This window comes from Actinoplanes sp. NPDC048967, assembly GCF_040649415.1.
Classification (GTDB): Bacteria; Actinomycetota; Actinomycetes; order Mycobacteriales; family Micromonosporaceae; genus Actinoplanes.
This window is the reverse complement of sequence record NZ_JBEZFL010000010.1, coordinates 140613-163464: the sequence shown is the minus strand read 5'-3', so window position 1 is coordinate 163464 and position 22852 is coordinate 140613. Positions and strand designations below refer to the sequence as shown.

The 22852-nt window shown below is 73.7% G+C and carries 16 protein-coding genes; 9 read left to right on the top strand and 7 right to left on the bottom strand.

What is annotated here, in order from left to right:
* The first annotated feature begins 32 nt into the window (after positions 1-32).
* Positions 33-431: a DUF6232 family protein gene (locus AB0C12_RS35320; protein WP_360554526.1), complete on the top strand. Its 399-nt coding sequence runs from the start codon at positions 33-35 to the stop codon at positions 429-431.
* A 63-nt stretch (positions 432-494) separates the two neighbouring features.
* Positions 495-1169 (top strand): MBL fold metallo-hydrolase, encoded by a 675-nt coding sequence (locus AB0C12_RS35315; protein ID WP_360554524.1) that lies wholly within the window; start codon positions 495-497, stop codon positions 1167-1169.
* A 66-nt stretch (positions 1170-1235) separates the two neighbouring features.
* Here AB0C12_RS35315 and AB0C12_RS35310 read toward each other — a convergent pair whose 3' ends face one another.
* The 3 genes from AB0C12_RS35310 to AB0C12_RS35300 form a co-directional block, all read right to left on the bottom strand.
* On the bottom strand, positions 1236-3488 hold the full coding sequence (locus AB0C12_RS35310; protein WP_360554522.1) for an MMPL family transporter: 2253 nt from the start codon (positions 3486-3488) through the stop codon (positions 1236-1238).
* A 222-nt stretch (positions 3489-3710) separates the two neighbouring features.
* Positions 3711-4751 carry an LLM class flavin-dependent oxidoreductase gene (locus tag AB0C12_RS35305; protein WP_360554520.1) on the bottom strand — a complete coding sequence of 347 codons (1041 nt, stop codon included), beginning with the start codon at positions 4749-4751 and terminating at the stop codon, positions 3711-3713.
* A 48-nt stretch (positions 4752-4799) separates the two neighbouring features.
* Positions 4800-5375 carry a TetR family transcriptional regulator gene (locus AB0C12_RS35300; RefSeq protein ID WP_360554519.1) on the bottom strand — a complete coding sequence of 192 codons (576 nt, stop codon included), beginning with the start codon at positions 5373-5375 and terminating at the stop codon, positions 4800-4802.
* Between the two features lie 77 nt (positions 5376-5452).
* On the opposite strand from AB0C12_RS35300, the gene AB0C12_RS35295 reads away from it, so the two are divergent.
* Positions 5453-6583 (top strand): alkane 1-monooxygenase, encoded by a 1131-nt coding sequence (locus AB0C12_RS35295; protein ID WP_360554517.1) that lies wholly within the window; start codon positions 5453-5455, stop codon positions 6581-6583.
* Here AB0C12_RS35295 and AB0C12_RS35290 read toward each other — a convergent pair.
* Both AB0C12_RS35290 and AB0C12_RS35285 read right to left on the bottom strand, forming a co-directional pair.
* Positions 6568-7395, bottom strand: a complete 828-nt coding sequence (locus AB0C12_RS35290) for a GNAT family N-acetyltransferase (protein WP_360554515.1) — start codon at positions 7393-7395, stop codon at positions 6568-6570. The two genes, AB0C12_RS35295 and AB0C12_RS35290, sit on opposite strands and share 16 nt — an antisense overlap.
* A gap of 38 nt (positions 7396-7433) precedes the next feature.
* Positions 7434-11864, bottom strand: coding sequence for a CHAT domain-containing protein (locus tag AB0C12_RS35285; RefSeq protein WP_360554513.1), 4431 nt, complete (start codon positions 11862-11864; stop codon positions 7434-7436).
* A 95-nt stretch (positions 11865-11959) separates the two neighbouring features.
* Between AB0C12_RS35285 and AB0C12_RS35280 the strand changes: the two genes are divergently transcribed.
* From AB0C12_RS35280 to AB0C12_RS35270, 3 genes are read left to right on the top strand one after another with little or no spacing between them, the layout of a single operon-like run.
* A complete protein-coding gene (locus AB0C12_RS35280) occupies positions 11960-14194 on the top strand; it encodes a CATRA conflict system CASPASE/TPR repeat-associated protein (protein ID WP_360554512.1) in 2235 nt (744 codons plus the stop codon).
* Positions 14187-17063, top strand: coding sequence for a CHAT domain-containing protein (locus tag AB0C12_RS35275; protein ID WP_360554511.1), 2877 nt, complete (start codon positions 14187-14189; stop codon positions 17061-17063). The genes AB0C12_RS35280 and AB0C12_RS35275 overlap by 8 nt, the downstream gene beginning before the upstream one ends.
* Before the next feature lie 51 nt (positions 17064-17114).
* A complete protein-coding gene (locus tag AB0C12_RS35270; protein ID WP_360554510.1) occupies positions 17115-18596 on the top strand; it encodes an amino acid permease in 1482 nt (493 codons plus the stop codon).
* A 64-nt stretch (positions 18597-18660) separates the two neighbouring features.
* On the opposite strand, the gene AB0C12_RS35265 is transcribed toward AB0C12_RS35270, so the two are convergent.
* Positions 18661-19203 (bottom strand): hypothetical protein, encoded by a 543-nt coding sequence (locus AB0C12_RS35265; RefSeq protein ID WP_360554508.1) that lies wholly within the window; start codon positions 19201-19203, stop codon positions 18661-18663.
* Between the two features lie 149 nt (positions 19204-19352).
* Here AB0C12_RS35265 and AB0C12_RS35260 point away from each other — a divergent pair, with 149 nt between their 5' ends.
* The gene (locus AB0C12_RS35260) at positions 19353-20144 is read left to right on the top strand and encodes a helix-turn-helix domain-containing protein (protein ID WP_360554506.1); all 792 of its coding nucleotides are present in this window, start codon (positions 19353-19355) and stop codon (positions 20142-20144) included.
* Positions 20145-20154: 10 nt separating this feature from the next.
* Here AB0C12_RS35260 and AB0C12_RS35255 read toward each other — a convergent pair whose 3' ends face one another.
* Positions 20155-21090 (bottom strand): helix-turn-helix domain-containing protein, encoded by a 936-nt coding sequence (locus AB0C12_RS35255; RefSeq protein ID WP_360554504.1) that lies wholly within the window; start codon positions 21088-21090, stop codon positions 20155-20157.
* 71 nt (positions 21091-21161) lie between these two features.
* Here AB0C12_RS35255 and AB0C12_RS35250 point away from each other — a divergent pair, with 71 nt between their 5' ends.
* Together AB0C12_RS35250 and AB0C12_RS35245 are read left to right on the top strand one after the other, a co-directional pair.
* Positions 21162-22097, top strand: a complete 936-nt coding sequence (locus AB0C12_RS35250) for a saccharopine dehydrogenase (protein ID WP_360554502.1) — start codon at positions 21162-21164, stop codon at positions 22095-22097.
* 12 nt (positions 22098-22109) lie between these two features.
* Positions 22110-22817, top strand: coding sequence for a GNAT family N-acetyltransferase (locus AB0C12_RS35245; RefSeq protein ID WP_360554501.1), 708 nt, complete (start codon positions 22110-22112; stop codon positions 22815-22817).
* Positions 22818-22852 lie beyond the last annotated feature (35 nt).

Here is a 22852-nt window from a genome sequence, read left to right as displayed (position 1 = left end):
CGATCACGCCGCGCGCCTTGCTCTACTGACATGTGCGCACCTACTACCGCGGGCCCGACGCCGCCGTCACCGACGAACTGCTCATCTGGCAGGCGGGGACGACGAAGGTCTTCGTGGTGGCCGAGCTGCGCCAGGTCGCCCGGGTGCGCCAGGACGGCGGCCGGCTCGGCCGGGTGGTCGCCGCGGTCCTGCTCGCCGTCGCCGGTGCCGGCTGGACGCGACTCGCGCTGCCGGGCCGATGGTACGTCGCGATCGGCGCGCTCCTGGCCGCCCTGGTGCTGGCGGGCTGGCCGTCGCACACCCGGTCCTGGGCGCTGCGGGCGGCGTACCGCGGTGACGCCGAGGTGACGGTCTACCGCTCGGCCGACCCGCGCGTGTTCAACCAGGTGAGCCGGGCGCTGCAACGCGCGATCGAGGACGCCCGCCTCTGACGTTCTTGTCCCGCGGCCGGGTCGTGCCGGTCCGGCGGGGCGGCCGGGTGCGAAGATCAGCGGATGCGTGAAGTGGTCGACGGGGTCTTCGAGGTCGGTATCGGGTACGTCAACGTGCATCTGGTGGTGACCGACGACGGGGTGGTGCTCGTCGACACCGGGCTGCCGCGCCGGTCCGTGAAGATCGCCCAGGTGCTGCACGGGATGCGCCGTGCGATCGGTGACGTGCACACGGTGCTGCTCACCCATCACCATCCGGACCACTCCGGCGGCCTCGCCGAGGTGCGTCGCCGGTCCGGCGCGCGGATCGTCGCCCATCAGGCCGACGTGCCGTACGTGACGGGCGCCGAGCGGGCCGTGTACAGCCATCCGCTCCTGAAGCTGTCCTCGCTGCTGATGGGCACTCCGGAACCCGCCCCGGTCGACGACGTCGTGACCACCGACGGCTACTCACCGCTGCCCGGCTTCACCGCCGTGCACACGCCCGGTCACACCGCCGGACACCTGTCGTTCCTGCTCGACCGCTCCGGCGGCATCCTCTTCGCCGGGGACGCCGCGGCCGGCAAGCGCGGCGGCCGGGTCGGCCGCACGCCCAAGATGGTCACGGCGGATCTCGACGAGCAGGCCCGGAGCGTGGCCAAGCTGGCCGGGCTGGAGTTCGAGCACGCGGTCTTCGGGCACGGGCGGGCCATCTCCGGCCGGGCGGTGGACCGGTTCCGCGAGTTCGCCGCCGTCTGATCGACCGGTGACGCACAGCGCGCCGGCCGGAACCCCGTGGTTTCCGGCCGGCGCGTCCCGTACTGGTCAGCGGGCGCCGATCAGCTCCGGGGTCTGCTCGTCCCGCGCCGGGCTGTCACCGGTGCCGGTCGCCGGTCCGCCGGCCGCGTGCCGGCCGCGTCCCCGCAGCAGGCGCGGCGCCCACCAGTTGGCCGGGCCGAGCAGCGTCATCAGCGACGGCAGCACGACCGCCCGGATCAGCGTCGCGTCCAGCAGGATCGCCGCGGCCAGGCCGACGCCGAGCTGCTTCATGTCGATGGTGGACAGGGTCGCGAAGATCGAGAAGACCGCGACCATCACGATGGCGGCGCTGGTGACCACGCCCGCCGAGCCGGTGATGCCCTCGGCCACCGCCTCGCGGTTGGGCACCCCGCGCAGCACCGCCTCGCGGATCCGGCTCACCACGAAGACGTGGTAGTCCATCGACAGCCCGAACAGCACCACGAACAGGAACAGCGGCAGCCAGGTGACGATGGCGCCCATCGAGGTGAAGCCCAGCACGCCCTCGGCCCAGGTGTGCTGGAAGACCAGCACCAGCAGGCCGTACGCGGCGCCGGCGGAGAGCAGGTTGAGCAGGATGGAGGTCAGCGCCACCACCACCGAACGGAACGTCCACGCCATCACCAGGAACGTCAGCAGCAGGACGAAGCCGACGACGACGGGCAGCTTGTCCCACACGTGGGCGGCGTAGTCCTCGCTCTCGGCGACGCCACCGCCGACCGCGTACGAGGCGCCGCTGAGCCCGCCCAGGGCGGCCGGCACCAGGGTTTCCCGCAGCCGGTGCAGTGACTGCTCGGCCTCGTTGCTGCGCGAGGAGAACGGCGTGGCGATCTCCAGCACGGTCACCCGGGAATCGGGGGACACCTCGATCTCCGGTCCGGTCTGCTCCGGCGCGGCGAACAGCCGGTCGCCCTCGGTGCTCGCGGCCAGCTGGGTCAGGGCCGCCTTGACGGCGGGCGCCTGCTCGGCGGAGGCCCGCACGGCCACGAGGTGGGTGGTGCCGTTGCTCGGGTACGCGGCCGCCAGCCGGTCGTACGCCTGCATCGCCGGCGTGGTGCGCGGCAGGTCCTCGGTGCCGGGGAACTTGAGCTGCATGCCGAGCGCGGGGGCGGCCAGGGCGAGCAGCAGCCCGACGCTGATCAGCAGGGTCGGCAGCGGGCGGCGCAGGGCCGGGCGCAGGACGAGCGACCAGAAGCGGCTGGGCTGCACGAGGCCGTCGGCTCCGGTGCGGCGGGCGGTGAGGCGCCACAGCAGCGGCACCCGCGGCCGGTCGACCCAGCGGCCCAGCTTGGCCAGCAGGGCGGGCAGCACGGTCAACGAGCCGATGACGGCGACGGCGACCACCAGGATGGAACCCACGGCCAGCGAGGAGAAGATGGCGTCCTGGGCCAGGAAGAGCCCGGCCATGGCGATGACGACGGCCGTGCCGGAGACGACGACCGCGTGCCCGGAGGTCTCGGCGGCGATCTCCACCGCGTCGACGTGGCCGCGGCCCTTGGCGCGTTCCTCGCGTTCGCGGCGGACGTAGAACAGCGAGTAGTCGATGCCGACCGCCATGCCGATCAGCAGGATGACGCTGGAGGTGGAGTCGTTGGCCGGCACCAGGTGTGAGGCCAGGGTGGACAAGCCGATCGCGGCGGCCACCGAGGACAGGGCCAGCAGCACCGGGATGCCCGCGGCGATCAGCGCGCCGAACGCGACGATCAGGATGGCCAGGGTCACCGGCAGGCTGAGGATCTCGGCCCGCTTGAAGTCGGCGCCCAGGGTGTCGTCGAGGGCCTTGTTGATCGACGGCCCGCCGACCTGCTCGACGCGCAGGGCCGGGTGTTGCTCCTGGACCCGCGCGGTGGCCGTACGCAGCGGCTCCACCCGCTCGGCGGCGGTCTCCGGGTCACCGCTCATGGTGATCGGCAGCAGCAGCGCGGTGCCGTCGACGGCCTTGACCGGCGCGCCGACCTCCGCGACGCCCGGGACGGTCCGCAGCTGGGCCGCCGCGGCGGTGGCCGCGGCCCCGGCGGCTTTCTGGTCCAGCGGGCCGGAACGCGAGGTGATCAGGACATTGTCGACGGCCGGCTCGTCGGGGAACTTACCCTCCTCGATCATCACGCCGGCGCGTCCTGACTCGCCGACGGCCTGGTCCTGTGCCGTGGCTTCCTGCAGGCCGGCCGCGTTGCCCCCGACGAAGCAGACCGCGACGAACACGACCCACAGCGCCACCGCCCGCCATGGGTGCTCGGCACTCCACCGGGCCACCCGAACCGTCACCGGTCGCTTGCTCATCGCTGGTTCCCCCTGCGTCGATTCCTGTGTCGAACCTGAACCTAGGCAGAGGGGGAGCTGGGAACATCCGGGTCGGACCCGCGCCGGACCCGGAGCCGGCCGGACGCCCGGCTCGGGTCGCCCCGGGTCACCGGAATGCGGCGAAACGGCGGTACCGGACGCCGGTCGGGGTCAGGGCTCAGTCCGGGGGAGGAGCCGGCCGCCGGTGACCCCGAGGCGGCCTCAGGGTTTGCCCGGGGCCGCGGGCCGCGCCGCGGACCAGCCGATGGCCGGGGCGATGTGTCGGGTAATTGTCTCGAGGATGCGGGCGTTGTAGGCGACGCCGAGCTGGTTGGGCACGGTGAACAGCACGGTGTCGGCCGCCTGGACGGCCGCGTCGGCCGCGAGTTCCTCCGCGATGCGGTCGGGCTCCCCGGCGTACGTGCGCCCGAAGCGCGACCGCACCCCCTCCAGCAGGCCCACCTGGTCGTCGTGGGCCTGCTCGCCGAAGTAGATCCGGTCGATCTCCTCGGTGATCGGCAGCACGCTGCGCGACACGGACACCCGCGGCTCCCAGTCGTGGCCCTGCTCGCGCCACGCCTGCCGGTACAGCTCGATCTGCTCGGCCTGGAGCTGGTCGAACGGCACCCCGGTGTCCTCGGACAGCAGGGTGGAGCTCTGCAGGTTCATGCCGGCGCGGGCGGCCCACTGCGCGGTGGCCCGGGTGCCCGAGCCCCACCAGATCCGCCGGCGCAGACCCGGTGACTGCGGCTGCACGGCCAGGCCACCACTGAAGCCGGTCCGGGCCGGGTCGGTCCGGGCCACCTTGCCGCCGTCGATGGCGGTCAGGAAGATCTCGGTCTTCTGCCGGGCGGCGTCGGCGGCGTTCTGCCCCTCGGCCGGCCGGTAGCCGAACACCTCGGCGCCGCGCAGCACGGTTTCCGGCGATCCCCGGCTCACGCCCAGCTGCAACCGGCCGCCGCTGATCAGGTCGGCCGCCGCGGCCTCCTCGGCCATGTAGAGCGGGTTCTCGTAGCGCATGTCGATGACGCCGGTGCCGATCTCGATCCGCGACGTACGCGCGCCGATCGCCGCCAGCAGCGGGAACGGCGAGGCCAGCTGCCGTTCGAAGTGGTGCACCCGGACGAACGCGCCGTCCACGCCGAGCTCCTCGGCCGCCTCGGCCAGCTCGATGGTCTGCAGCAGGGCGTCGGCGCCGCTGCGGGTCTGCGACCCGGCCGCGTCCCGCCAGTGCCCGAAGGACAGGAAACCGATCTTCTTCACCCCGGTGCGAACCACCCGCGATGGCGCCGGATTCCCGATGCCGGGGTTTCAGCGCAGCAGCCGGACCAGGGTGTCGGCCAGTACGGCGGCCGTCTGCTCGGCCGGGGCGGACGGCAGCACGACGTGGCTGAGCACCAGCCGGACGATGGACTCGGCGGCGGCGGCCACGGTGGCCTCGCCGGCTTCCGGGACGTGTGCGGACGCCCAGTCCCGGACGACCGCGCTCGCCGTCGTCAGCACCAGCTCGGAGCGGGTGGTCAGGTACGGCAGCAGGCCGTCGTCGCCGTCCGTACCGGTCAGGATGGCCTTGACCAGCGGGTTGTCGGCGGCTTCGGTGAGCGTGCGCAGGATGGCGGCCTCGCCCGCGGCCCGGATGTCGCCGCCGTGGGCGAGCAGCTCGGCCCGGACCGCGTCGACGAACCGGCTCACCTCTCGGGCGGTCAGGGCCTCGGCGACCCCGGCCTTGTTGCCGAACTCGTTGTAGACGGTCTGCCGGCTCACCCCGACCGCGTCGGCGACGTCGGCCATCTTCACCGCCGCCCAGCCCTGCGACACGGCGGCCGCCCGGGCGGCGTCCACGATCGCCTCGCGCAGCTGCCGGCTCTTTTCCTTGCGGTAACTCATCGCGGCAAATCTTAGACGTGGGGCACAGTCATGTCCAAAATATTGACACGAGAGCAGCTCGTGTAAAGGATGACGGCATGGCTTCCACCGTCGCCGCCTCCGCCTGGCGGGACACCAAGCGCCCGCTGTGGCCGCTCGCCCTGGTGATCCCCGCGCTGCCGTTCGTCTCGCTCGCCGTGGCCGCCCGCTGGGACACCGGCTGGGCCTGGCTGCTCACCCCGGTCGTCGTCTTCGGCCTGATCCCCGCCGTCGACCTGCTCATCGGCGAGGACCGGGCCAACCCGCCCGAGGACCTGGTGCCGGCGCTGCAACGCTCGCCCTACTACCGCTGGATCACCTACCTCTACCTGCCCGCCCAGTACGCCGCGCTGATCGTGGCCGGCGCTGTGTGGACGCGCGGACCGGGCCTGGTCGGCGGCCTCGGCCTGGTGCTGACCATCGGCATCGTCAACGGCGTGGCCATCAACACGGCTCACGAACTGGGCCACAAGCGCGAGCACGTGGAACGCTGGCTCTCCAAGATCGCTCTGGCGCCGACCGGCTACGGCCACTTCTTCGTCGAGCACAACCGGGGACACCACGTGCGGGTCGCCACCCCGGAGGATCCGGCCAGTTCGCGGCTCGGGGAGAGTTTCTGGCGGTTCTGGCCGCGTACGGTGCTGGGCAGCCTGCGCTCGGCGTGGCGGCTGGAGACCCAGCGCTTCCGGATCCGCTCGCACAGTCCGTGGACGCCGCGCAACGACGTCCTCAACGCGTGGGCGATGACGGTCGTGCTGGTCGTCGCGCTCACTGTCGCGTACGGTCCGGGCGTCCTGCCGTTCCTGCTCGCCCAGGCCGTCGTCGGCTTCTCGCTGCTGGAGGCGGTCAACTACCTGGAGCACTACGGCCTGCGCCGGCAGCGCAACCCGGCCGGGCGCTACGAGAAGGTCGACCCGCGGCACAGCTGGAACAGCGACCGCCTGGTCACCAACGTCTTCCTGTTCCAGTTGCAGCGCCACAGCGACCACCACGCCAACCCGCTGCGCCGCTACCAGGTGCTGCGCAGCTTCGACGTGTCCCCGCAACTGCCGGCGGGCTACGCCACGATGCTGGTCGCGGCGCTGGTGCCCCCGGTGTGGCGGCGTCTGATGGACCGCCGGGTGCTGGCCCACTACGGCGGCGACGCGAGCCTGGCCAACACCGGCCCGCGCGGTCAGGCGAGCGCGTAGTAGTCCTCGGTGATCACCGGCCGGAAGCCGAGCGACGTGTAGAGGTTCAGGGCCCGGTCGTTGTCGGTGGCCACCTCCAGGTGGACGACAGCAGCGCCGTCGCCCTGGGCCGTACGGCACATGCGGTGCAGTACGTCCCGCCCGATGCCGCGTCCCTGGAGGTCGGGGTGGATGACAAAGCCGTAGATGCCGGCCCGGTCGCCTTCGCGACTGACCCGGGCGGTGCCGACCACCCGGTCGTCCCGTTCGACCACGAGGGCACGGGGATCGTGGCCGGCGGACTCCGGCGGCTCCCAGCCGAAGCCCAGGCGCAGCAGCTCCCGGACGGCGTCCGTGTCGGCGGGAGTCGCCGGGCGGACGGTGACCCGCGGGTCGGCGGGCACCTCGGCCGGCTCGGCGAGCAGCTGGAGAGCATGCTCGGAGTGGTCGAGGCGGCCGCCGCGCCGCCGCACGAGCGACAGTCCCGCCGCCGAGTGCCGGGGCACGACCAGCAGCACGGACTCGGCCCGGCGTCGCCGGCACAGCTCCAGCGCGGCGTCCAGCAGCGCGGTGCCGATGCCGCGGCGCCGCGCGGCGGGATCGACCATGCCGGCCAGCTCGATGGTGGGTGCGCTGTGCGCGTAGAGGCCCAGGAAGCCGAGCAGCCGCTCGCCGTCCCACCACAGCACGTCCTCGACGTCCTGCCCGGTGCGGTGGCGCAGCGCGTCCCACTCCAGTTTGAGCCGGCCGCCGTCGGCTGAGACGACCCGGCGTTCCAGGTCCTCGATGGCGCTGAGAGCTGCCGGCGCCAGCCCGCGAGAAAGGTCGATCACGGTTCCACCCGATCACGCCGGTCAACCGGATTTCGTCGTCACGATCCGGAGTGGACGTGGGTCGCCCACAGCGCCGGCCGGTCCGGGTAACGGCGGCGCAGCTCGCGGACCGCGTGGTGCAGGGCCACGGGCGCGGCGTCTGCGGTACCGGCTGCGGAGATGCCGTCGTAGACCGGGCCGGTGACGCGGCCGGCGACGGCGTCCCGTACCGGCCACAGGGTGCCGATCACGTGCCGGTAGCCGGCCAGCTGGAAGGCCGACGCCAGGTGGATGGCCTCGTCGGCGAGGGCTTCGCCCGCGTCGGCGGTGGAGCAGGCGGAGAGGAACGCGAGCTCACCGGTGAGCCGCAGCCGGGTCACGTCGAGCACGCTCAGCGGCCGGCCCCGGCCGTCGGTGACCTCCAGTGCGGCGGCCGACGGGTGCCGCGGGTCCGGGTTGGTGGCGTGGCAGGCGAAATGGACCCGGGCGTGCCGCGGCAGCTCCGCGAGGATCCGGTCCCGGTGCGCGTCGGCCGGCGCCAGGACTGTCGTCCCGGCCGGCCGCAACCCCGCGATCAGTGCGGTCTCCGCTTCCGATCCGGGCAGATCCGACCCGCCACGGGTACGCGGCATCGGCACCACCAGCGTCGACGCGTCCCCATCGGTCTCGGCCCCGCGCGCGTACGCGAGCGCCCGCACCGTCGGGGTGTAGGACGACACCACCCGGTCCAGGACCGTGCGGTGCCCGCCCGGCTCAGGCCGTCCGGCGGCGTGCAGTGGCAGCAGGCCCAGCACGCCGGTCGCCGACCACCACAGCCGCGGCCAGTCGTCCACCGGGGCGCCGGTGATGCCGAGCTCCGTGAGCACCGGCTCGGCCACGTGGTCCCACAGCCAGGCCAGCACCGTCCTGGTCACCTCGTGCGCCCCGGTGCGGATCGCCTGGTGGTACTCCCGGGTCAGCCGGCCCACCTCGTACGCGCTGACGGCCGGCAACGGCACGGACCGGATCTCCCGCGCGGTCACCAGCAGGGCGTACGAGCCCAGATCGCTGACGCAGACCATCACCACCACACCCGGCCCGCACTGCCGGCGCAGACCGGCGACGCTCGACGGGTACAGGAAGTCGCGGAAGCCGGGCAGCTGCCGGATCGCCGCGATGGTCGTGTCGAGCTCGCGGACCTGGGTGCGGCGCACCGCCACCAGCCGGGCCACGTCAGCCGGGCCCGGCCGGGCCGCCGGATCCGGCCGGGGCGCGACGCCGGAGTCGACGGCGGCCCGCAGGTCCTCGTACCGGCCGGCCAGCTCGGGATGGCGGCGCCGCAGCTCGGTCAGGTCGGTCCGCGAGTCCAGCAGCCGGGCGAGCAACGTGGCGCGTCCGCTCTCCAGCAGGACGGCCGCCGTGCCGGGCCGGTCGAGTTCCGCCGCGCAGGCCGCCGCGTCGGAGGCGATGCCGGCGAACTGCGCGAGCTGGTCCTCCTGGCTGGTCCGGTCCAGCTCCGGCGCGGACACCGACACCAGATCCCGCACCGCGGCCGTCAGCCCGCGCAGGCCCTCCCGCGGATCACCGGCCCGGGCCGCGAGCCGTCCCCAGGCGGCGGCCGCCCGGACCCGCATCGAGGGCGTGGCCGTGCGCACGCGGGCGGCCGACCGGAACGCGGCGACAGCCTCCCTGACACCGGCCGCGTCCATCGTCGGCCCGTGGTACGTCTCCAGAGCGTCGCCCAGGGCGTACCAGGCGACGGCCCGGTCGGGGTGACCGTCCGGCAGCAGCTCGAGGGCCCGCCGGGCCGCGTTGATCGCCTCCAGCAGCACGTCCGGATCGCCGGTGCGTTCGTGCAGGCTCTCGACCGTGACGCTCAGGTTCACCAGGCGGGTGGCCAGATCCGGGTGGTCAACCGGCGTCAGCTCGGCCGCCCGGCGCAGGTGCCGGGCCGCCTCCGCCAGCGCCGGGACTCCGGCTCCCGCCGTGTAGGCCAGGTGCAGGGCGGCCGCCAGACCGTCGAGGAACATCGGCCGCTGCTGGTGGCCCTCCGGGATGCCGGCCAGCGCGGACCGGGCGGCCTCGACCGCCTCGGTCAGCACGGCCGGGTCGCGATGACAGGCGAAGTGCGCCTGGAGAGCGTTGTTCAGACCGTGGAAAGCCATGGCCTGCCCGGCTTCGCGGCCGGCACCGGGCACCGCGGCGGCCGAGCGGGCCGCTTCCACCGCGGCGTCGAGGCCGGCCCGGGAGCCGGTACGGCCGAAGTGCGCCTGGAGGGCGGCGCTGAGGTTGAGCAGGTAACGGGTGCGGTCGCGCGGCCCGGCACCGGTCGCCTCCACCGCTTGCCGCTGGGCCTCGATCGCGGCGTCCAGGTCGGCCAGTGAGCCCGCCCGCACGTAACGGTCCTGCAGCACGTTGCCCAGGTTCGACAGGTACCCGGCCCGCCCGGGATGTCCGGGCGGCGCGGACGCCAGCGCCTCGCGGGCCCGCCGTACGGCTTCGCCGGTGAGCTCCCGGTCGCCGGTGCGGTCGGCCAGGTCGGCCAGGGCCAGCCCGAGATTGCTCAGGTAGCCCGGCCGGTCGGGGTGGCCGTCCGGGGTGAGCCGCACTGCCTGCCGGGCCCGCTCGACCGCCTCGGTGAGATCGGCCAGGTCGTCCACGGCCGAGCACCGGGCCCGCAACGCCAGCGACAGGTTGGACAGCACGCCGGGCCGGGCGATGTCCTCGGGCGGGGTCACCGCGAGCGCTGTCCGCGCGGCGTCGACGGCGTCGGTGATGTCCTGCGGCCGGGCGTACCGCTGGTACCGGGTGAGCAGGGCGAGACCCAGGTTGGTGGCGGCCGGGCCGAGGCTGTGCGGCCAGTCGGTGGCGGCCCGTACCGCCTGGCGGCCGGCTGCCACCGCCTCGTCGAGGTCGGTCGCGGACCCAGCGTGCTCGGCGCGGGCGAGCAGCGCCGCACTGAGATTGGACCAGTACACCCGCTGGTCGGGATGGGCCGGTCCCGTGCCGTCGACGGCCTGCCGGGCGGTCTCCACAGCCCGGTGCAGCCCTTCCGCCGCACCGGACCACTCGGCCGAGATCCGCAGGGTGACACTGACCGTGGACAGCAGGGCGGGAAGGTCGGCGTGGTCGTCCGGGGTCCGGGCGACGGTGTCCTCGGCCAGCCGCAGTGCCGCGGTCAGCGCCCCGGCCCGGATCTCACCGTGGTCGGCCAGGGTCAGCAGAGCGTCGAGCAGGCCCGACACGGCGGTGGGCCGGTCCGGGCTGCCCGGCGGCAATCGGGCCACGACCGTTTCGCACAGCGACACCGCCCGGCGCAGACTGTTCAGGTCGCCGAGCCTGCCGCGCGCCTTCAACGCCAGGGCGAGATTCGGTGCCAGCGCGGTGAACCCGCCGGCCGGGTCGGCCTCCTCCACCATGCCGAACGCCGCCAGCGCCGCCGTCAGCCGGGCCGGATCGGCCGAGCGCTCGTAGTCCGCGAACAGCATCACGCCGAGGTTGGTGTGCACCGCCGGGAACAGCGAGGACCCGGGCGGGATGAGGGTGGCCGCCTCCTCGACGGCGGCGACGGCGTCGTCGAGCAGCCGGGACTCGCCGGTCAGTTCGTAGCCGGTGCGCAGGGCCGAAGCCAGGTTGGACAGCCGCAGCGCGCGCGTCGGGGGGCCGGCCGCCCGTTCGACGGCGGCCCGGTGGGCGCCGGCCGACTCCCGGGCGGCGCCGGCGTCGCCGCACCGGTCGGCGCGGTCGCGCAGGAGGAGCCCGAGCGTGGCGAACGTGGTGCCGTCCTCATCGGACCCGGTGGCCCGGCGGGCGACGGCGATCGCGCGATCCAGCTGGTCCAGCTCGCCGGTGGCCCCGAAGCGGGAGCCGAGCACCAGCGCGTGGTTGGACAGCAGGTCGGCCGAGGCGGCCTCGAGTGAGACCGCCGTGCACACGACGTCCGCCTCGGTGAGCAGGTCGACATCGCCGGTCTGCTCGTAGGCGTGCAGCAGGGCGCCGGCCAGGTTCGTCGCGACCACCGCGCGACGGCGATCGCCGGCCGGGAGTGCGGTCAGGGCCAGCCGGAGCAGCAAGGTCCCGGACAACCGCTGCCGCTCCGGTACGTCCACAGCAACGTCGACCCAGGCCGCGGGCGAGCGCAACTCCTCGGCCGCCGCAGCGTCGTCGGTGATCAGTGACAGCACCCGCCGCGCCCGGCCACCCCCGTCGGACAGAACCGCGCAGGCGATCGCGGTCACCGGATCGATGTACCCGACGTCCTCCGCGGAGCCGGCCGATGCCCGGCACAGGTACAGATCTCCGACGACGGTCAGCACCTCGCGCAGCGACGCCTCGTCGGCGCCGATCGGCGGGCCCAGTGTGTGACGCACGAGCTTCGCGGCCGCCTCGACCAGCGGGACGGCCAGCACCGCGGCGCGATCCCCGGTGTCGGTGTACCGCTGCACGGCCTGCCGCAGACCCGCGACCAGCTGCTGGAGAGCCGCCGCGTCCGGCCGGTCGCCATCGTCCATGCCGGGACGGTACCGCCGCCGGGCGCGGAGTTTGCCGCCCGGACGGGTGAATCAGGACGGTCGCGGACGGGCCACCGTGGATACAGTGCGGGGCGATGGAACCGGTAGAACCGCGGCGTGAGCCCGCACCGATCGATCCGGTGGACCGGCAGGACGCCCGGCGGGCCCTGGCCGACCTGCCCCGGTGGTCGCTGACCGGGGCGCAGTGGGCCGAGGTCGGCGAAACGCTGCAGCAGATGGTCTCGGCTCTGGTCGGGGCCGACGGCGGCGACTTCGCCGCGGCGACGGCGGAGCTGGAGGCGCTGAGCCCGTTGCGGGTCGTCCCGATCGCGCCGGATGCGGAGCCGGTCGGGCCGGTGCCCAAGTCGTTGCGGTTGCGGCTGCTGCGGCTCGTCCACCTGCTCGACGGAGCCGGCCCACCGCCCGGGCCGCCCGTCGCCGAGCGCTCCGCGGCGCCGCCGCCGGCCGGCGGCGCCGCACCACAGCGGCAGGAACTGGTGGTGCACGTCTTCGCTCCGCTGGACGGACCGTGGTCGGAGCCCGCCTACCAGCAGCTCCTGGCTCTGTGGGGGGACGCCGTCGAGCGCTCGGGGACGACAGCGGCGATCGACGGGCTGCCGCTCGATCCGCCCACGGCCGGCCCGCTCGTGCCCCGCACGCGGACGATCGCGGCCCGGCAACGTCCGGACCGGCTGGTGCAGGCGGTCCTGCGCCGGGAGCAGGACGCGCTCATCCTTTCGATCGCCTGGTCGGCCGGGGCGGACGGACCGGGCTGGGACGGCCCGGACGTCCAGTGGTCGGCGATCGCCGCGCGGGGCACCGACCTGATGCTCGGAGTTGTCCTGATCTTCCTCGGAACGTATCCGGGGGCCGACGAGGAGCCGCCGTCGGCCCCCGGTGAGCTGTGGACCGGCGGCCGGACCCGGCTGGGCTCCTGTTCCGTCTGGGAGCTGCCGCCGTTCGACGACGCGGGCCGGGCCGAACGGCGACTGCTGATCCTGGCGCCGCCCCGCGACGAGTCCCACCTCAGCCTGCTCGCCTGGTCCCGGGGCGATACGGCGGTCACCCCGTTCCTGCGGTATCTGCTGGACGCGGCCGCGTACCGCTACCAGCTGCGCGTGCACCAGGCCGTCGCGGCCGGGGTCCTGACCGGGGACGAGAAGGCACTGGCCGTCACGCAGACGCTGCTGCGGGACCTGCGGCTCACCGTGGAGATCGCCCGGTCGAACATGGCCCAGGCCCGGGCGGCCCTGGACCGTGCCGGTCCCGCGGACGTGCTGTTCGACGACGACCTCGAGACCGCGGACTGGGTGCAGAGGCGGCTCGACGACGACATCAGCTATCTCGAGAACGCCCGTGAGCGGGCCCGGCTGGCCGGTCCGGCTCACGGCTCGGCCGGCCCGCCCACCTTCGGACTGGTCACGGCTATGGAGGAAGAGTTCGCCGCGATGCGGACGATGATCGACGACGCCGAGGTCGTGCCGGTCGCCGGTGACTCCGCGAGCTACGTCCGCGGGACGATCCCCAGCATCGTGCCCGGACGCCCGCACCAGGTGGTGCTGACGCTGCTCGGCGGTACCGCCACCGACGCCGCCGCGACCGGGGCCACCCATCTGCTGCGCAGCTTCTCCTCCGTGGACCAGGTGCTCATGGTCGGCATCGCCGCCGGCATCCCGCGCCCCGAGCTGCCCGACCGGCACGTCAGGCTGGGCGACATCGTGGTGTCCACCTGGGGTGTCGCCGAGTACGACCACGTCGTCGACCGGCCGGACGGCACCTCCCCGCGGCAGGGTTTCCCCCGCCCGTCCCCGCTGCTCGGGCCGCGGGCCAGGATGCTGCGCGCCGAGGAGCACCGGCGACTCCGGCCCTGGGTGCCCCACCTCGAACGGCTGATCGCGGAGCTCCCGGAATTCGATCGCCCGGATCCGGCCACGGACGTGCTGTACGCCTCCGACGACGAGGACGCCGAGCCGGTGGAGCACCCGGTGACCGCCGATCGCCTCCCCGGACTGCCGAAGGTCCACCTGGGACGGATCGGCTCCGGCGACCGGTCGGTCCGCAACGCGGCGCTGCGCGACAAGCTCGCGCGGGACCACACCATCATCGCGCTGGAGATGGAGGGCTCCGGGATCGGCTCGGCGACCTTCGCCGGTGGCCGGCACTGGCTGATCGTCCGGGGCATCAGCGACTACGCCGACCGGCGCATGACCCTGGCGTGGCGGCGGTACGCGGCTGCGGTCGCCGCCGCGTACACCCGGGCGTTGCTGGAGAGCTGCCCGCCCGTCGAACCGCACGGCGGGCGGACCGGCGGGGAGCCTCCCGGTGCCTGACGACCCCCGTGCCGCGGCGCGCCGAGCACGGGGCGACGACGAGGGAATCGCTCTGCTGGAGGAGCTGGCCGGCGAAGCGGATGCCCCGGCCACGGCCTTCGCGGAGCTCGGGGCCGCCTGGTACCGGCGATACGACCGTACCGGTGATCCGATGTCGATGGCCCGGGCCGAGCTGACGATGAGGGAGGCCCTGCGCCGGCAGGCTCCGGCGCCCGCCCCGGTGATGTGGCTGTCGAACCTCGGGATGCTCCTGGTCCGGCGGGCCGAGCGCTTCCGCGACGCGACCGTGCTCGACGAGGCCGTCACGCTGCTGCGCGAGGCCACCCAGGCCGACCCCGGACGGTTCGCCGGCCACGCCAACCTCGGCCTCGCGCTGCTGCGCCGGCTCGAGAACCGCCGCGACCTGTCGTCGCTGGACGAGGCGCTGGCCGCACACCGGAAGGCGCTCGAGCTCACCGACGATCCGGGCCGGCGGGCGCGCGTGCTGGCCAACCTCGCGAACATGCATCAGGCCGCCTTCGAGCAGACGGGCGAGGTCGGGCAGCTGGACGCCGCGGTCGAGCACCACCGGGCCGCGGTCGAGACCGTGCCGGAGGACGACCCCGCGCTGCCGGGCTGCTGTGCCGGTCTGGCCCGGGTCCTGGTCGACCGGTCGACGGGTACGGGTGACCACACGGTGCTGCTGGAATCGCTGCGGCTGCTGGACCGGGCCCTGTCCGGCACCCCGGAGGACGACCCCGACCGGCCGCTTTACCTCGCCCAGCAGGCGATCGCCTACCGTGTCGCCTTCGCGCGCACAGGCGACACCGGTGCCCTCGACGCCGCTGTCACGCGCTGGCGTGAGGCTCTGCGGCTGCTCCCGGACGACCACGCCGACCGGTTGGTGCACCGGGCCAACCTCGCCACCGCGCTGCGCAACCGCTACGAGTTCGCCGGTGACGCCGCGGCCCTCGACGAGTCGGTGCGGCTGCTGCGTGCGGTCGTACGGGAAACGGCAGCCGACGACCCGGAGCTGACCGACCACCGGGCCGCGCTGGCCAACAGCCTGCACCGCGGCGGCGTCGCGGCGGCCGACCCGGCCTTGCTGCGCGAAGCGGCGGATCTGTTGCACCTCGCCGAGCAGGCGTCGGCCGGATCGCCGTTCCGCCGGGCCCGGCACCGCGCCAACCGCGGATCCGTGCTGCTGGCGACCGCCCAGCTCACCGCCGCCGAAGAGGATCTGTACGCGGCCCGCGAGGTGCTGACCGAGGTCCTCGACCGGGCCGGGCCGGACGAGCCGGTGCTGGCCGAGGGCCTGCGCAACCTGGCCGCCGTCCACCAGCTCCTCGGGGACCAGCCGGCAGCGGTGGCCGCCTTCGCCCGGCTGATCGGCACCGCGCCGGCGCCGGTGCTGTCCCGGGCGCTCGCGGCCCAGCAGCTCGGGCACCTGCTGGCCCGGGACGGTGACGCGCAGGGCGCGCTCGCCGCGTTCGGTACGGCGGTGAGCCTGCTGGACCTCGTCGCCTGGGTCGGGCTCGGCCGCGACGACCAGGAACGCCTCCTGGCCCAGTTCGGCGGCCTGGCCTCGGCCGCCGCCGCCTGCGCGCTGTCGCTCGGACAGTCGGACACCGCCGTCGAGGTGCTGGAGCAGGGCCGGGGAGTGCTCTACGCGCAGGCCCTGAGCCTCCGGTCCGGCGGCGACGTGGCCCGGGACCGCGCGCCCGAGCTGACCGAGCGGCTCACCGCTCTGCACGCGCTGCTCGACCCGGCCGCTCCCCCGGAACCGGGCCCGGTGCCGTGGAGCCGCCAGGAGGCCGCCGTCGCCCGGGACCGCCTGATCGACGAGATCCGCGAGGTCGACGCGACCTTCCTGCGTCCACCGGGCCTCGCCGAGCTGCGTGATCTGGTGGGGGAGCGGTGCGTCGCGATCGTCAACGTCAGCCCGTACCGGTGCGACGCGATCCTGCTGACCGGGGGCCGTACGCACGTCGTACCGCTGAGCGGTCTGGGCCTCGACGACGTCCGGGCGCACGCCCGGTCCCTCCTCGCGGAGCCCGCGGCGGCCCTGACCGGGCTGCTCCCCTGGCTGTGGGACACCACGGTGGGCCCGATCCTCGACCGGATGACCGAGCTGGGCCTCGCTCCCGACGGCGGAACCCCGAGCGTGTGGTGGTTGCCGACCGGGCCGATGTCCTACCTGCCGCTGCACGCGGTGGCCCGGCACCGGGTGGTGAGTTCGTACACGCCGACGCTGCGGGCGCTCGACGCCGGCGACACCGTGCCGGGCGGTCCGGCCGTGGTGGTCGCGATGCCGGAGACCGCCGGCCACCCCGCGCTCCCGCGGGCGGTCCCGGAGAGCGAGGCTGTCCGGGACATCCTCGGTCCGGAGACGATCGTCGTGTCCCGCGGCGAGGCCACCCGGATGCGGGTCGCCGAGCTGCTGCGGGAGGCGTCCGTGGTCCATTTCGCCTGTCACGCCACCACGGACCACGAGCGGCCCTCCGACAGCCACCTGGTGCTCGCCGACGGCCGGCTGCGCGTCCGGGACCTGATCGCCCTCCGCCCGCCGGCTGGGGGCCGGACGTTGGCGTACCTGTCGGCCTGCTCCACGGCGACCACCGGCGCCCGGCTGCCGGACGAGAACATCCACCTCGCCTCCGCCCTGCGGCTGGCCGGGTTCGCCGGCGTCGTCGCCACCCTCTGGCCGGTGCCCGACATCGTGGCCGCCCGCGCCACCACCGCCACCTTCGGTGCGCTCAGCACCCTCCCCAGCCCCGACGCAGTCCACGCCTGCGTCCGGCAGCTCCACGACCGGTACCCCCGGCGCCCCGCGATGTGGGCCGGACTCGTTCATGTCGGTCCCGGCGGGACCGGCATGGTTCGCCCGTAGCGGGGGTAACCGCAAGCCGCGCCGGACAGAGGGGAGCCCACCGTGTCGATGATGCGGACCAAACCGATCGAGGTCGTCCTGGCCCAGAGCGGCGACCAGGCCGAGGAGGGCCGCGAGGGCGACGGACGGCTGCGCCGGCGGCTGGGGCCGCTGGACCTGATGGGCTTCGGGATCGGCATCGTCATCGGTACGGGCATCTTCACGCTGACCGGCATCGAGGCCCGCGACCACGCCGGCCCGGCCGTCATCGTGGCGTTCGCGCTGGCCGGGGTGGCCAGCCTGCTCGCCGCCCTCTGCTACGCCGAACTGGCGTCGAGCGTGCCGACCGCGGGCAGCGCCTACACCTACGCGTACGCGACCATGGGCGAGGTCGTCGCCTGGATCATCGGCTGGGACCTGGTGCTGGAGTTCGCCCTGGGCGCCGCCGTGGTCGCCCGCGGCTGGTCCGGCTACCTGGCCGAGCTCTTCGACCTGCCCGGCGCCTTCTTCGGCGAGGACAGCGTCGTCAACCTGGGCGCGGTCGCGATCGTGCTGCTGCTGGGCGCGGTCGCCACGATCGGCATCCGCCAGTCGTCACGCGTCACCAACCTGCTGGTCGTCGTCAAGGTGGCGATCTGCGTCTTCGTGGTGATCGCCGGCGCCTTCTTCATCAAGGCGGCCAACCTGACCCCGTTCGTCCCGCCGTCGCAACCGGTCGAGGACGACGCGTCGGGCCTGACCCGCCCGCTGTCCCAGCTGCTGTTCGGCCTCGACCCGTCGGCGTTCGGGGTGGCCGGGGTGCTGACCGCGGCGGCGGTGGTGTTCTTCGCGTACACCGGCTTCGAGGCCGTGGCCAACCTGGGCGAGGAAACCCGCAACCCCCGCCGCGACCTCCCGCTGGGCCTGTTCGGCACGCTGGGCGTGTCGGCCCTGCTGTACGTCGCGGTGTCGTTCGTGGTGGTCGGCATGGTCGACTACCGCCAGATCGACCGCGGCGCCCCGATCGCCTCGGCCTTCGACGCGGTCGGCGCGGGCTGGGCCTCGTCCCTGGTCTCGATCGCGGCGGTGGCCGGCCTGACCAGCGTCATCCTGGTCGACATCGTGGCGATCGGCCGGATCGGCTTCGCGATGTCCCGCGACCGCCTGCTGCCGCCCAAGGTGGGGGCGGTCCACCCCCGCTGGGGTACGCCGTACCGGACGACCATCGCGGTGACCGTGGGGATCGCGCTGCTGGCGGGCTTCGTGCCGCTGTCGTCGCTGGCGAACCTGGTGAGCATCGGGACGCTGTTCGCGTTCGTGGTGGTGTCGGTGGCCGTGCCGGTGCTGCGGCGGACGAGGCCGCAGCTGTCCCGGCCGTTCCGGGTGCCCCTGTCCCCGGTCCTGCCGATGGTTTCGGCGTTGGCTTGTCTGTACCTGATGACGAACCTGTCGGTGGAGACGTGGCTGCGGTTCCTGGCCTGGCTGGGGATCGGGATGGTGGTCTATCTGACGTACGGGCGACGCAACAGCCGGGCCGCGGAACGCGAGGCGCAGGGGGCGGGGTCGGCCCGCTGAGCCGACCTTGACCCGGCAAGGAGCCCCGACCGGTGAGGTCGGGGCTCCTGCTCGTCGGTCCGGCCTACACGTTGCTGAATCTGAGGCGGAGGTGGTCGATGCGGTCGAGCCTGGGCTGCGGCATGACGAGGGAGTCGACGTAGGTGTAGGTCCGGTCTCCGGTCCCGCTGACCCACGCGCCCGCCGAGGGCTCGTAGGCGAACGTCTTCATCGTCACGCCGTCCGTGCCGATCACGTCCACGTACAGGCGGAGCGTGCACCCCACGAACACCCACGGATTGTGGATGTCGGCGTGCGTCTGCACCACCAGACCGTTGGTGCTGCTGCCGTCACTCTGTTCGATCTTCGCCAGGAACGCGAACGCCGATCCATTGATCTTGCAGAATGTCTCGGGCCAGTTCGCACTTCCGTTCGCCGACCACTCGCCGGCGTCCAGCGCGGAGTACTTCAGGAAGCTGGAATGGTGACCGCCGGCCGGCGCCGGGTCCGGCGTGGCGGCCGCGGCCGGGGTGGCCGATGCAACCCCGCCGAGGCAGATCGCCGCGACCAGGGCCGTGCGAATCGGGCGGCGGACGAATGCATTGTTGTGCTTGAGCCTGATGGTCATGCCTACCTCCAAGTGATCGACGGCCGACGGCCGCACGACGCCGGATCCGTTCGGGATCTCGGTCCGGTTCCAGAATGGAGACGGCGGCGGTCCTGAGGTATTCGCAGAAGTCCGTAGACTTGAGCTCCGGAGCTGGTCATTCTGGACCGGTGAAGCCTCTGCCGGTCCGGGCCTACGAGCGGATTCTCGATCTGGTGACCGGGATGCTCGACAGCGAGGTGGCCGGCCCGCCGTGGCCACGGCTCGCGACGGCACTCCGGGACACCGTCGGAGGCACCGCCGTGGTGATGGTGACCGATGGACCCGTCGATCCCGGTACGAGCCCGGTGCTGGCCTGGACGCGGTCACCTCGGCTGGTCAAGGCCACCGAACGGGTCCGGATCTTCCGCCCCACCCACCCGCTGACGCCGGTCTTCGCGGCCGGCGAGCGGGCACCGGTACGGGTCACCGACGTCATCGGCGCGGCCGCCTGGCGGCGCAATCCGAATTACCTGCTGGCGCAGCGCGAGGTGGACGGCAGCACCTACCACCTGGGTATTCCCGTCTCGCCGGCCCGCACGGCCCTGGTGGTCAGATCGACGCTGGATTTCACCGGCCGGGACGTCGATCTCGCCCACCGATTGATGCCGCTGCTGAACCGGCTCGACCGCCATCTCACCGAATTGCACGGTCTGCGCGCCGCGATGGACACGGGACAGTCCGCCGACCACCCGAGCGTCACGCCACGGGAGCTGACCATTCTGGGTCTCATGGCGCGGGGAATGACCGCGGCCGCGATCGGACGCCGCCTCGGTATCCGGCCGGCAACCGTCACCAAACACCAGGAGAATCTGTATCGGAAGCTCGACACCCATGACCGGCTGACCACAGTGCTGTACGCCCAGCGCTGCGGCATCCTCCCCTTGCCGGGCCGGCCGGACCGACCGGAGGGAAGTCGTTGACGTCGCCGGCTCAGGGCCGGAAAGTCCGACGATAAGTCTCCGGCGGTACGCCGAGCTGTTGATGGAAATGGCGCCGCAGCGTCGTCGCCGTGCCCATCCCGGTCCGTGACGCGATCTGCTCGACGCTCAGCTCCGAGGTCTCCAGCAGCTCCTGCGCCAACCGCACCCGCTGGGTCAGCAGCCACCGCAACGGACTCACCCCCGTCACCGCGTGGAAGTGCCGCGCCAGATTCCGTGAGCTCATCCCCGCCCGGCGGGCCAGCTCCCGCACCGTCAACGGCGAAGCAACGCGTTCCAGCGCCCAGGGCAGCAGCTCCGCCAGCGCGTGGTCCGGCCCGTGGCCCACCGCGGCCGGGATGAACTGGGCCTGGCCGCCCTGCCGGTGCGGGGGCACCACCAGGGTGCGGGCCAGGGCGTTGGCCACCGCCGTACCGTGGTCGGTCCGGACCAGGTGCAGGCAGAGGTCCATGCCGGCCGCTTTGCCGGCCGAGGTCAGCACGTCGCCGTCGTCGATGTAGAGCACGTCCGGGTCGACGTCGACCGCCGGGTAGCGGTCGCGCAGCAGCGCCGTGTGCGCCCAGTGGGTGGTCGCGCGGCGGCCGTTCAGCAGGCCCGCCTCGGCCAGGATGAACGCGCCCGTGCACAGCGACGCCACCCGGGCTCCGGCTTCGTGGGCCGCGCGGACGGCGGCGACCAGGGCCGGCGGCGGCGGGTCGGCGGCGTCGCGGCAGGACGGGACGATCACCGTGTCGGCTCGGGCCAGGGCCTCCAGGCCGTGCTGGATGCCGGCTCTGAGCCAGCCGCCGACGGCTGCGCCGTCGTCGCCGCAGACGGTGAAGTCGTACCAGGGAGCGGTCAGGTCGCGGTCCACGCCGAAGACCTCGCACGCCGCGGCGAGCTCGAACAGCGGCGTGCCGTCGGTGACGGCCAGGGCGACGGAGTGCATGTCCGAAACTGTACGGGGTATGGCGTTGCGGACACTGGCCGTACCGGATCACCTCGGCCAGGCTGATCACCATGAGTGAGCGGATCGCTGTGCTGGGCGCCGGGGGTCACACCGGCGGGTTCGTCGTCGCCGAGCTGCGGCGGCGGGGGATGACGCCGATTCCCTGCGGTCGGGCCACCGACCTGGACCGGGCGTTCCGGGACGCCGACGCGGTGATCAACTGTGCCGGTCCGTTCGCCACGACCGCCGCGCCGACGATCGGGGCCGCGATCCGGGCCGGGATTCCGTACCTCGATGTCACCGCCGAGCTCGAGGTCGTCGCGGACACCTTCGCCGCCTTCCCGGGTGCGGGCATCCCGATCGTCCCGGCGGTCGCCTTCTACGGTGGCCTGGGCGATCTACTCGCGACCGCGGCGGTGGGGGACCGGCCGGGCGCCGATCACCTGACCATCGCTTACGCCCTCAGCAGCTGGCGCCCCACCCCCGGCACCCGGGCGACGGGCCGGGTCTCCGCGCAGCGCCGCGACGGCCGGCGCGTCACCTACACCGGCCGCCGGCTGCGGCACCGCACCGGAGACGCGCCCCGCACCGAGTGGACCTTCCCGGCGCCCGTCGGCACCCGGCCGGTGGTGGGCGAGTTCACGACGGCCGACAGTGCCGTGATCCCGACCCACCTGGACGTCCCCGAGATCTCCACGGTGATGACCAGCAACGCGGTCGACGACCTGCTGGCCGCCGATCCGTCGGGGCCCGTGGCGATCGACGAGCACGGGCGGTCGGCGCAGACCTTCCTGGTCGAGGTCGTCGCCCGCTCGGGTGGCGAGGAGCGCCGGGCGGTGGCGAGTGGCCGCGACATCTACGCGGTCACCGCACCGCTGGTCGTGGCCGCGGCCGCGCGGATCCTGGCCGGGGAGGGGAATGCCGCGGGAGTGGCTTCGGCGGGCGCGCGGTTCGACGCCCGGGACTTCCTGAGCGCGCTCAGCCCGGGGCATCTGACACTCGGCTGACATACTCGCCGTGTGAGAGGCGCTGAAGCGTACGTCCGCAACGCTGAGCACATGTGGCGTAGTTTCCAGAACGTGGTCGCCGCTCCCGAGGGTGTTTTCGGCGTGGCCGTCGCGGGCGGCGCCCGCTACCTCATCCGCCGGCCGTTGGCGTCCGAGTCGGTTGCCGGGTTGGTGCGGGCACTGCCGCCGGGTGGGCGGGTGATCGTGGAGGACCCGTACGGCGCACCACCCGTGGTGGTGCCGGGCACCACGGTGCTGCGGATGCCGGTCATGAACCGCGCACCCGCTGATGTGGAGGAGAGTCACCGCCCGGACACCACAGTGGGCGCGGTGAACGACTCGGCGGCGCTGGCCGAGGCCGAACGGGTCATGGTCGACGGCTTCCCGTTCCCGCACCTCCAGCCGTGGCAGGCGGGGCAGGCGTTGCCGGCCAGAGTGCTGCGGCTGCCGGGATGGAAGGTGTGGCTCGCTCGCCGCGGCGGCGTGGCCGCCGCGGCGTGCTACACGTTCGACGACGGCACCGCGGTGGGCGTCTACTGGCTGGCCACCCTCGCGGAACACCGATCCACCGGCCTCGGCTCGGTGGTCATGAACGCCGCCCTGGCCGCACACCGCGGCAGAACCGCCACGCTGGTGGCCACCGAGGCCGGCATTCCGCTCTACCGCCGGTTGAACTTCACGGTCACCTCCACCGCGACCTGGTACATCCGCGGCTCTTGAGGCCGCGGCAACGGCAACAGCCGGCCACGCCGCCT

Coding starts and splice junctions, on each gene's coding strand:
- AB0C12_RS35315 (WP_360554524.1), top strand. CDS start 495: ATGCGTGAAGTGGTCGACGGGGTCTTCGAGGTCGGTATCGGGTACGTC.
- AB0C12_RS35310 (WP_360554522.1), bottom strand. CDS start 3,488: ATGAGCAAGCGACCGGTGACGGTTCGGGTGGCCCGGTGGAGTGCCGAG.
- AB0C12_RS35300 (WP_360554519.1), bottom strand. CDS start 5,375: ATGAGTTACCGCAAGGAAAAGAGCCGGCAGCTGCGCGAGGCGATCGTG.
- AB0C12_RS35295 (WP_360554517.1), top strand. CDS start 5,453: ATGGCTTCCACCGTCGCCGCCTCCGCCTGGCGGGACACCAAGCGCCCG.
- AB0C12_RS35285 (WP_360554513.1), bottom strand. CDS start 11,864: ATGGACGATGGCGACCGGCCGGACGCGGCGGCTCTCCAGCAGCTGGTC.
- AB0C12_RS35280 (WP_360554512.1), top strand. CDS start 11,960: ATGGAACCGGTAGAACCGCGGCGTGAGCCCGCACCGATCGATCCGGTG.
- AB0C12_RS35270 (WP_360554510.1), top strand. CDS start 17,115: ATGCGGACCAAACCGATCGAGGTCGTCCTGGCCCAGAGCGGCGACCAG.
- AB0C12_RS35265 (WP_360554508.1), bottom strand. CDS start 19,203: ATGACCATCAGGCTCAAGCACAACAATGCATTCGTCCGCCGCCCGATT.
- AB0C12_RS35255 (WP_360554504.1), bottom strand. CDS start 21,090: ATGCACTCCGTCGCCCTGGCCGTCACCGACGGCACGCCGCTGTTCGAG.
- AB0C12_RS35250 (WP_360554502.1), top strand. CDS start 21,162: ATGAGTGAGCGGATCGCTGTGCTGGGCGCCGGGGGTCACACCGGCGGG.